This window comes from Longimonas sp., from assembly GCF_040409695.1.
Lineage (GTDB): Bacteria > Bacteroidota > Rhodothermia > Rhodothermales > Salinibacteraceae > Longimonas.
The window spans coordinates 1-10,114 of sequence record NZ_JARWGJ010000089.1; the positions used below are offsets into that span (position 1 = coordinate 1).

General features: G+C 62.3%; 7 protein-coding genes. 1 reads left to right on the forward strand and 6 read right to left on the reverse strand.

Features of this window, described 5'->3' with window-relative positions:
- The 6 genes from PPP56_RS05595 to PPP56_RS05620 form a co-directional block, all read right to left on the reverse strand.
- The coding region (locus tag PPP56_RS05595) for an ATP-dependent helicase (protein ID WP_353563049.1) at window positions 1–2,471 on the reverse strand (2,471 nt) is incomplete at its 3' end.
- Window positions 2,472–2,645: 174 nt separating this feature from the next.
- On the reverse strand, window positions 2,646–3,302 hold the full coding sequence (locus PPP56_RS05600; protein ID WP_353563050.1) for a carbonic anhydrase: 657 nt from the start codon (window positions 3,300–3,302) through the stop codon (window positions 2,646–2,648).
- A gap of 163 nt (window positions 3,303–3,465) precedes the next feature.
- Window positions 3,466–3,819, reverse strand: a complete 354-nt coding sequence (locus PPP56_RS05605) for a P-II family nitrogen regulator (protein ID WP_353563051.1) — start codon at window positions 3,817–3,819, stop codon at window positions 3,466–3,468.
- Between the two features lie 57 nt (window positions 3,820–3,876).
- Entirely contained in the window at window positions 3,877–6,429 is a 2,553-nt protein-coding gene (locus PPP56_RS05610; RefSeq protein ID WP_353563052.1) for a DUF2309 domain-containing protein, read from the reverse strand.
- Entirely contained in the window at window positions 6,419–7,840 is a 1,422-nt protein-coding gene (locus PPP56_RS05615; protein ID WP_353563053.1) for a proton-conducting transporter transmembrane domain-containing protein, read from the reverse strand. Before PPP56_RS05615 ends, PPP56_RS05610 begins: the two co-directional genes overlap by 11 nt.
- Before the next feature lie 286 nt (window positions 7,841–8,126).
- Entirely contained in the window at window positions 8,127–8,495 is a 369-nt protein-coding gene (locus PPP56_RS05620; RefSeq protein ID WP_353563054.1) for a Na-translocating system protein MpsC family protein, read from the reverse strand.
- 281 nt (window positions 8,496–8,776) lie between these two features.
- Here PPP56_RS05620 and PPP56_RS05625 point away from each other — a divergent pair, with 281 nt between their 5' ends.
- On the forward strand, window positions 8,777–9,184 hold the full coding sequence (locus tag PPP56_RS05625) for an SLC13 family permease (protein WP_353563055.1): 408 nt from the start codon (window positions 8,777–8,779) through the stop codon (window positions 9,182–9,184).
- Window positions 9,185–10,114: the final 930 nt, after the last annotated feature.

The window sequence follows — 10,114 nt, forward strand, 5'->3', positions numbered from 1 at the left end:
GGGGATGCGGACGTGGAGCTCTTCGAAGAGGCCTGGCTGCTGTTTGTTGAGCCCACGCCCAGACGCAGGTAGAGGACCTTGCCCGAGGTGGTGCGGCGGGCCAGGTGGGCGGTGAGGGTATCCCACGGAAGCAGATCAAGTGGCACGTGCTGGTCGCTGCGCTCCGCATCCACAAATCCAATGCGCCAATCGCGCTGGTACACCTCAATGCGGCCTGTCTGCGCCGAGGCGGCAAACGTGAACGGGCGCGTAGCTGATACCGACTCGGCGCGTTTGGCGACCGGGATGAGCAGGTCGGTGGCGTCGCCGTCTCGTAGCTTCTCGTTGACCGTCGCCTCGGCTTCATTGGCGCATTCGATGAGACGCTCCCGAAAGCCAGCCGGCGGATCCCACCAGACGCGGACGTAGCGCGCAAGCCCAAGGGTCCCCACGGCCATGCAGAAGCGCACCGCATCCTCGGGCGTAAGCGACGCCGGATCCGTCTCGGCGACCGTCTGGAGCGCATCGCACTGCGCAAGAGTGGCGTCGGGGCGGGCCTCGTCCAGAAACGGCGATCGAGGATCCGACTCTACATGCGAGAGGTGCAGCTCCTCCTGCGCTCGCGTCACGGCCACGTAGAAGAGGCGCCGCTCCTCTTCCATCATGCGGGTGTCAGGTTCGGTGCCTGCGGGCGGAAACGTGCCGGTGGTGCAGCCGGGCACGAACACGACGGGCCACTCGCCGCCCTTGGCCCGGTGGATGGAGCGCAGCGTGAGCGTGGCCGCCGGATCGCTGTTGGCATGCGACTTGGAGATCTGGTAGATGGCTTCGAGCAACGCCTGCGCCGATGCGTACCCGTCGGCAAACCCGACGAGCGACTGCGCGGTGGCGACCCGGTTTTCGCCGACATCCCGAAACGCGCTCTGCTCACGCAGGTGCTCGTCGTAGTCGATGGCATCGATGAGCCACGACAGGGTGTTGGCGGCAGGGGCGTTGACGCGGTCGGCAAGCGATGAGGCGGTCTCCAGGAAATCCTCCACCTGCTCGACGGTGCGCTCGTGCATCTGATCGGTGTGGGCGGCGAGGGCGTCGAGCACGGAGGCCTGCTGCGTTCGGGATGCACGCGCTACGTTCTGAAGCACAGCGTAGCTAACGTACCGATTGGGCGTGCGGATAATTGTCTGGAAGCGGTCGAGGTACGCTTTGACCTTGCGGCGATCCGCAAACCAGCCGCGATCCTGCACGGTAGATTCGAGCGTGGCCCAGTAGAGGTACTGCAGGAGCGTCTGCACCTCGGGCCGTTCGTAGAAAGGGGTGTTGCCTACGATGCGGTGCGGCACCTCAGCGTTTAGCAGCGCCTGCTCGATGAACGGGGTCTGGGCATACTGACGTACCAGAATCACGATGTCGGTGGGGGCGCGCCCGGCCCGCAGGTGCGACTGAATGGTGGATGCGATGCGGGTGCCCTCCTCGGCGGCATCCTGCGCGGCGGTGCACTGCGTGATGCCTCCGTATCCCTTCGTACACTGAATGCGCTTGTCCTGGCGCTCGGTGTTGTGGGCAATGACGCGGTTCGCAAGGGCGGTCTGCTGCACGGGCGACCGGAAGTTGTCGTGCAGCATATACTCGTCGGCGTCGTAGGCCGTGCTGAAGTCGAGAATGTACGACGGATCGGCCCCGCGCCAGGTGTAGATGCACTGGTCGTCGTCGCCGATGGCCATGTAGTTGCGATGCGGGGCGGTGAGCACATCGAGCATGCGGTACTGCACGCGGCTCACGTCTTGAAACTCGTCGACGAGCACGTACTCGTAGGCGGACTGCGCGGCCTGGCGCACGGCCGAGAACCGCATGAGGGCCTCCCATCCCTCGCGCAGCATGTCGTCGAACGTGATCCAGCCTTCGTTGTCGCGTTCCTCTTCGGCGTAGCGGTAGAGCGTGAGGTAGTCGTCGTTCTCATGCTCGGCTTGCGACGCGTGCTCCTGGGCAGATTCAGGCAGATGCGCGGCGCTGAGGTCCGCATAGCAGAGCTGACGCTTCCAGGCGCCGATCTGGTCGACGAGGTCGGGCTGGGGGATGCCAAGATCGGCGACATCGATCTCGCGTTCGCGCGCCAGCCGCTGCAGCGCTCGCTCGGCCAGGTACTGCGCGGCGCGGGCGGGCGACACCGACTGCGCGTCGAGGCGGGGCGGCAGATGCTTGCGGGCTTCGGCGTGCTGGATGCATCGGCGCCCCAGCGCATGCAGCGTACGGCATTCGACCCCGCGTACCCCGAGTGCATGAAGCCCGTCGTTGAGATCAGACACAGTAGCCCGGCTAAACGAGCTGGCGAGGATGCGTTCTGGGGAGACGCCACGCTCGTCGACGAGGTGGCGAATGCGGTGCACCATCGCGGTGGTCTTTCCAGCGCCTGCCACGGCAAACACGAGCGCGGGCCCTTCGCCGTGCTGAACGATGCGCTGCTGGCTGGGCGTGAGGGCGTCGACGGCGAGCATGGAGAACGAAAAGGTGAGAGGAGAGCAAAAGCCGGGTCTGTGGCACCGGAGTCCATGCCGCAGAGCAGCAGGCGTACCGGCATGCAGCACACGAGAAGTGAGCTATCCATACAGACAGCGGCTACGGCGCGCCGTTCCAGAGGCCCGCTCCAGAGCCCGGTATGCAGCGACAGCCTACCTGCTGGCAGACGGCTCGCGGGCTGGTTCGTTCTGAGATGGGGCGATGCGGTAGATGGCCGGCACCTGTTCGGGACTGTTAATCTCAACGCCCAGGTTCTGAATGAGTCCCCCAGAGAGATGGTAGATCCAGCCGTGTATGGTGAGGTTCTGCCCCCGCTGCCAGGCCTTTTGGACGACGGTGGTGCGCGCAATGCCTTCCACCTGGTCTACCACGTTCAGCTCGCACAGCCGGTCCCAGCGTGCCTGCTCGTCTGCAAGGGCATCAAGTTCGCTGTGGCAGCGGTGATAGCAGTCCTTAATCGGGCGCAGCCAGTTGTCGATGAGCCCATGGTCGGTCGTTTCCATGGCCGCCTTCACGCCGCCGCACCGGTAGTGGCCACACACGACAATGTGGGGCACCTGCAGCACCTCCACTGCATACTGCAGCACCGACAGTCCGTTCAGGTCGTCGTGGTCGATGCGGTTGGCAATGTTGCGATGCACAAACAGGTCGCCCGGGTGGCAGTCCACAATCTCGTTGGCAGGCACCCGGCTATCCGAGCAGCTGATCCACAGAAAACGCGGCGACTGCCCGTCGGTCAGGTCATCGAATAAGTCCGCCTCTTGTCTGGCGGCCCACTCGCGGTTGCGCTTCAGCAGTTCGTTTGGCATAGCAGCAGAGCAGAACATGAAGTTGACATAACAAGTGCATGTTATGCGCTGCTGGCGCGGTTTGGTCCGCTTTGCGGGGCGTGTTTGCGAGGCGTGTTTGCGGGGCGTGCAGGCGCCGTATGGGCCTGCTTTGTTGCGCTTTGTGGATTACATGCTTTGTGGACTACGTATCGTCGCCTACGAACTTTTTGAGGCGAACCACCTGCGTGTCCGATACAAACATAACGCCGGAGCTGCTCTCCAGCAGCGGGGCCATGCCGTCGATAATCGACTGGATCCGGTTTGCACCGCTCACCGCGAAAAACAGGACGAGCCCAGATTCGTCGTTGAACAGGAGCTGGCCTTCGTGAAAGCCGCTGGCGCCTTTGCCAGAAACGTTTCGGTGAACAGTGTAGCCACTTACGCCCGACTGCTCAAGCAGGTCTTGCACGAACTCCTCGCGCTTGCCCTTGACGACAATCTCAATTTTCTTGAGCGGATGCAGTCTATGTTCGGTGGATTCGTTGGTATCACTCATATCAGCAGTCTATTTTTATACTTTTGCGTCTGTACAGGGGCTGATTGATGCACGTCATTATACCGATGACGCGATCTCCGGCTCCGAGTCGGGCACTGATGTTCGCTGGTTCGGGGGAAGGCGATAGGGAGCGGCCGGGTCTGCAGAGGCGTCCCAGGTGCCTCCGGGCTGGTAGTACCGCACGATGTTCTCCTGTGTGGGGTCCATGACCGACAGGGCCATCCACTCATTGTCGAAGAGCGTGCGGAGCTCTACGTTGCGCGTCAGGATGCGCTCGACGCGCTCTGTTGGGGCCTGCACCACGGCAAGCAGCCGCAGCGGATGGTGATAGGGCGTGTGGTCGTCGACCTGAAGCGATTGCAGCGGCAGTCCGGTCATGAGATCGCCGCCGTTGCCTTGCCAGATGCCCACGTTGCCCATTACGTTCTGTGTGATCTTCGATCCGCTTCCGTAGACCGCGTTGTCGACCGTTGAGAAGTAGTATTGCGTGTTGATCCACTCGCCCACAACCAGCGGTCCGGTCATGATCGCTTCCAGCGCCGTACCGCGGGAATCGCTCTGCCAGTCATATGCATGCAGAAACGAGCGTCCCTGCAGGTTGAGGGAAGCGGTCAGCGCACGCGGTGCGACGATAAAGGAGGCATTGCCAGAGAGCCCCCACTCCGGACGGGTCTCGGCCCAGTCGGAGGCCCGGCGCGCGGTGTCTGCTACGGCGTGTGCCGGACGTGCTCCGTTCAGCGTTGGGGCGCGCTCGGTCGTAGCTGCTTCCTGGGCGGTGCGCAGGTCACTCTGAAGCTGCTCTACGATTGCGGCCTGCGCGTCCGTCAGCGCATCCGTAAGCCCAGGCGGATGGAAGAGCCGCACTGCGTCGGTCGTGGTGGTGTGCTCAGCAGCCAGAAACACCGTGTCGTCGGGAATCTCGACGCCGCGCGTCTGCAACATATCGCGCACTTCGTCTTCGTTGCAGATAGCCGCCAGCGCCCGTGCATTGGGGCCGCCGGCATGTCCGGCACAGGCTCCGCAGTCAAGGCTCGACTGATACGGATTGTTCGCCGTTTCGCTGCCGTGCCCGGTGAAGACTACAACTGGTGCGAACTGCTTCCATCCCATCAGACGAAACGCGGCTTCGGCATAGTATGCCTTCTCCTCCGTGGTCATTCCAACGGGCAGGCCGTCGCTTCCGCTGTCTTCAGAGCGGCGATCAAGTGAGAGGGTGCAGAACGTATCCGACGACGGAATGCGCTCGTCCCAGGCCTGGCGCCGGGTGCGCAGCCACCCAGGCACGAGGGTACGCGCCGCCATCGCCACGCCAAAGAGTCCGCCCGACGCCTCCACAAAGCCAAACGCGGCCGCGATGTTGTTTTTGAGCGACTTAACGAGCTGCTGCCCGCCCTGCGCCAGGGCCGCCCACCTGTCGTGGGTGTCGGCGGCTTCTGCATGGTCGCTGCAGGGGGTTTCGTGGATGCGGTGCTTGGGAGTCAGGATCGGCGGACACGACTCAAAGCGGGTGTCGCTGCCATGTGCCTGGTACTGCATGGGAAGTCCGAAAAATCCCGCATAGCCAAACGTGTCATAAGCGCCAGTCTGTTCAAGGTGACGGCGGATTACCTCTGAGCGCACATCGATGCAGAATACCAGCTGGGCATCGGGGCGGGCGGATGCGCTATCAGCGCTGGCCGTGCCGGATGCTGCATCCGCAAGATCAGCCAGAAGCTGCTCACGGTAGGTGGCTTCCCACGCTTCGAGCCAGGGCGCTGCGTCGGAGGATGGCGGTGGTCCGTTGTCGGGCGGCGCCTCAAGGGGAGCGGCCAGGTCGTTGGACGTGTCGTCGGGGGCATCGTCGGGGGCATCGTCGGGGGCATCGTCAGGGGCAATGGAGATGCCAAGAGCCCGTGCGGTGTGCAGGCGTGCGGCCAGGTAGCCTGCCATGGTAATTGGATACGTAGCCTGCCATGCGTCGTGGCGGGCCTGCGCACGCCATTTGACAAAGGCCGCCCACCCCGGCAGGGCGGTCAGGTGATGCTGTAAGATAGACTCCCACTGGGGCTCGTCGTATTCCGAGAGCGCCTCCGAGAGCGCGTCGAGCGGACGCTCGGGCAGGTCATGAAGTTGGTCGCGATGCGGGAGGCTGGTATCGTGGGGGGCCACGGTGCGCCAGGCGGCGTAGAATCCGCTGTGGCGGTTAGGCATGGGCCAGGGTGCGTTTCCCTGATCCACAAACGCTGCGAGCCACTTCGCCATCGCGCGGTTTAGCGGATCGTCATCGGCGGGAGGCTCGGCGCGCTCGTCAGCTGCCCGCTTGTCATCCGCACGACCCATCCGGTTGAGAAGCTGCTCGGGCGTAGCCGTAATTCCGTGAGCCTGCAGCCGGTCAGACAGATGGTCGGCATCGATCGCCCCGGATTCCCACGCTGCGCGGAGCTGGACAGCGTCTGGATAGCCGCGTCCGCCGTACAGAATACCAGCGATGCGCACGGCCTCCTCAAACGGACGTTTTTCGAGTCCAGCCAGGGGGTTTGCGGCGATGTACGACTGAAGGGGCCAGCAGCGCCCGAGCACCTTGGCAGCGTTCTCGACACGGGCGCGAAGGGCAGGCAGGTTAGTTGGCATGGTACTCGGAGCGGTGGGTGGTGACGGTAGAAGACGCGGGTTGCGACATGTTCAGCAGCACGGTGTAGAGGCGCGGACGCTCGCGGTGCCATCCGCGCTCAACAGCGACGTAGGCCAGCACGAACAGGAGGCCAACCACGCCGTGTAGCACAGAAGCCTCGGCTGGCGCAACGTCCATGGGCAGTCCGGCGGTGCGTGCCGCGATGCCGTTGTATACCAGGGCGTAGAGCGCCAGGGCCGGAAGTACCACCAGCGGCACAGCCACGGCACGTGCTGCTGGTGTAAGTGCGGTGGAACGCAACATCGTCTGGGCAGCGTGCAGCACAGCCAGCACGATCACGAGCGTGAGCAGCAGTCCGCCATCGGGGGCAGTGAAAGACTTGCCTGTAAGGAGCATGAAGAGTCCGCCTCCCAGCAGCGCCGTGATACCTGTTACGACAAGTGCAGGCGCGCCGGTAGGAGTCTGTTGTTTCGGTGTCGGCGACTTCATGGCAACGCCCGATCCTGAGCCCAGAAACAGGTAGGCTTTGTAGAAGCCATGCAGGATGAGGTGAGCAATAGCCGCAGCAAAGAACCCGAGTCCGCACTGCAGTACCATAAAGCCCATCTGCGCTACGGTTGAGCAGCCCAGTTGGCGCTTCACGTCGACCTGAATGAGCATCCAGGCCTGAGACAGCAGCGCGCTGAGTGCGCCGATGCCCACAATCGCAAGCATGATACCGGGCGAGGCGGCAACAACAGGAGCAAACCGTGCCAGCAGGAGCCCTCCAGCATTAACGATTCCGGCATGCATGAAAGCGGATACGGGGGTGGGCGCGTTCATAGAAGAGAGCAGCCACCCGTGAAAAGGGATGAGCGCCGACTGAACCATAGCGGCGCCGATCAGGAGAGCAGCCACACTGATCTGCGTGCCTGCAGGTAGCATGTCGATGCGAGGCAGTGCCTGCGAGATGGTATGTGCGCCCGTATGCAGCGCGATCAGTCCGAGGGCCATCGCCAGCAGAGCGCTGCCGCCAAGGAACGACCAGCGCGCCCGGCGGGCAGCAGCTTGTGCCTGCGGCCAGCCGCGGATGAGTCCGATGAGGTCGGCCAGCAGCCAGCCCATGAGCGCCCAGCAGGCCACGAAAAGCGCCAGGTGATCTGCTGCTGTTAGCAGGAGAACGACCAGCGTAAGTAAAAACAGGCGTCCGTAAAACCGCCCGATGTGCTGACTGCCGGCCATGTAGCGCTGAGCAAAGCTATGCACGATGCCGCTCACAAACGTTACCACCGCCGCCATAATGATCGTGAGTCCGTCGACGTGCAGCAGGGCGCCCAGAGACGTCTCAAGGCCCGTTGTGGCGTGGGCGGCGAGAGCGCCTACGCTTACGACGAAGAGCAGCCAGATACATCGCGTGCTGAGTTGAGCCATCAATTCGAGATTCAGTTACACAAAAGGTGGGGGCATCCAATAAAAAAGCCGACTCGCAACACCACCAGGGGCAGTGTTGGAAGCCGGCGTGCAATCGTTGCACCTGCTCGGTGTGAGCCTGTGCGTCGCTTGGGCCAAAAAGGTATGTAAGGGGGATGCGGAGCTGGCTCGCCCGTGTGGCGCTCCATCTCAACACCGACTCAGACGATAAGGGATGCCCCTATCTGTCGCAAATAGATATGCATCTCTCACAGAAAATTTACGCATAGCCCTGTCGGCCCTCCCATCAGCTGAAGTCCGCTTCCAGATCACGATTCAGGCTAAACACGAAGATGCGCTCGCCCGTGCGGGCGCTGATGTCGGTGTGAAGGCTCACCACCTCCGCACCAGTTTCCTCCACAATGAGCGCACGCAGGTCGTCGCTGGAGCTTTCGATGAGCCGCGTGCGCATCTGCTTGATAAGCTCCACGCCGCCGTTCTCATGGCTGAGCTGCCGCTCGGCGGGACTCAAGATGCCTTGCAGCTGCACCACCACCATGTTCTCCACGATGAACGTGCGCGCCTCCTTCGGCCCGCGTCCCAGGTACTCACGTTCGAACTTCGTAATCGCTTCGGTTACAGCGGCTTCGACTTGGCCTTGGGTACGATTGGGCATGGTATACAATCGTTAATGTAGCTGAAAAAGCACACGCACGGCGTCGTGAACCCCAGCCCGCACTTCGTGATCCGGCATCGGGGCAAAGGCGCGGCTTCGCCTCCGAAACGCGGGTAATTGTTCAGGCACGATCCCTCGAAGCCGAGTGCGGGGCTGGGGCGAGCACCGCGCTTCGTGTCTCTCCCTAAAACACCCCGCTCTAAAACACATGGCTCCCTGCAACGCCCAGAGCGCTCCATCATACAAGCACATACGCTCTTCACACCCGATGCTCGTCCCGTATGCCTGATGCCAATTCCGCTTCTTCTGGCCCCGATTCGTACGCGTGGCGGCAGCGTGCGGGACTGGTGGCCGGACCGGTGGCCCTGGCGCTGATCCTTTGGCTGCCTGCCCCTGGCACACTCGACCCTGCCGGATGGCGCACCGCGGGGGTAGCGCTGCTTATGGCCCTTTGGTGGATCACCGAGGCCCTGCCCATTCCCGCTACGGCACTTGTACCCGTCGTGCTCTTTCCGCTGCTCGGCATCAGCTCTGTGAGCGATGCAACCACGCCTTACGCCAATCCGCTCATATTCTTGTTTTTGGGCGGCTTCCTGATTGCCATTGCCATGCAGCGCTGGGATTTGCACCGGCGCATTGCACTGCGCATCATTACATGCGCATCATTGCAACGGTCCCCTCGAATATAGGCGAGGTTGTGACCAGCCTGTGTCGGTACGCTGTGCATAATAGATCCCGTCATACTCGCCACGGGCATGACCCCCCCAAGTACAGGCGGCGATGCCTTGGCTCGCGTCGTGTGGGCGGAGTTGTTGACGGGCTGATGGGTTGATGGTACTTCGTGCAGGGCCGGGTCCTCGGGCAAAAAACCTACGTATTCGCCCCTCAGTCGCTCATGCGACAGCTCCCCTCTCCAGGGGAGCGGCTCTTTTCGTTTGTCTCCCCTTCCCAACAGCAGTTGAGAGGATTAGGGGGAATGTCTGTGGTGCTTCCAAACGGCTCTGCCTCGTGCTTATGCAAGAAATCACGATCATCGAGGCCAAGCGTGTAACTCATAGTTGGAACCTTGAGCCGCGCAGCTCGTGAACTTTTGCAGCTATGGTACTGGGATTTATTAAGCGGTCCCGTGCTGTAGCCACGCCCCGAAGTCTTATCAACTGTCGGGGCATTTTTTATGTGGGTAGTGCAGTTCTTCATATCCACAACCACCAGTGTAAACCGTTGATCTGTATTGGCATGGGTTCCCTGCCTCACCCTCTTGCAGAGTCCATTCGATATTTGGGACAGGCGGAAGAAGCGTTTCGTATTCGTCGTTCGGAGCCATGATTGGTACGACACCAAGCGAATGGCCCTGCATGTTCTGATGATGTTCGATTCCCTGGTCCATCGTCAAAATCAGCAGCCGTCTTGCCTGAGACCAGGACCTGGCAACGGTTAAGCGTTACATCCAGCGCATCCTGAAGTGCATTGGTGCCCCCAACGACACGTGCCGCCCCAGCACATGCTGCGACGGCACGAGGAACGTGGTCGATATCACGTTTATGTTCGGCTACGCGACCGCTGAGGTTTTCTTCGGATATACGGGACGCAGCTCACTGGGGGCAGGCACGATGCTGTCG